We start from the raw sequence: 458 nt of genomic DNA, 5'->3' as shown, positions 1-458 counted from the left end.
ACCACGGTTATGGATCTGGGCGACCGGCAGGTTATCGGGTGGTCACTTAGCGACCGAATGAGTGCGGAGCAGACCAGTATCGCGGCTTTTAAGCAGGCTGCCAAGCGGCGCTCCCCAGGTAAAGACCTGATCTTTCATTCGGATCGTGGGGTTCAATATGCCTGCGAGGATTTTACAAAGAAACTGGACGCCTATGACATCACCCAAAGCATGAGCCGAAAGGGAAATTGCTGGGATAACGCCCCGGCGGAAAGCTTTTTTAAAACGCTCAAGCACGAACTGGATATGCCGGATTGCTATCAAAGCTACGGGCAGGCCAGATCGGCTATTTTTGAGTTCATAGAAATCTGGTACAACAGAAAACGACTGCACTCGGCTATGGATTACCAAAGCCCGGCGCAGGCCGAAGAAAACTTAAAACAGAAATCAGCCGCATGACTACCTTAACTGATTGTCCA

At 50.7% G+C, this 458-nt stretch carries 1 protein-coding gene; it reads left to right on the top strand.

Annotated elements, in window-relative coordinates:
• Positions 1-438: IS3 family transposase (locus DYD21_RS20820; RefSeq protein WP_147303674.1), on the top strand; the 438-nt coding region annotated here is incomplete at its 5' end.
• Between the last annotated feature and the right edge of the window lie 20 nt (positions 439-458).

It is taken from the genome of Rhodohalobacter sp. SW132, from assembly GCF_003390325.1.
Lineage (GTDB): Bacteria > Bacteroidota > Rhodothermia > Balneolales > Balneolaceae > SW132.
The sequence above is the reverse complement of the archived record's forward strand: the minus strand, read 5'-3'. Positions and strand labels throughout refer to the sequence as shown.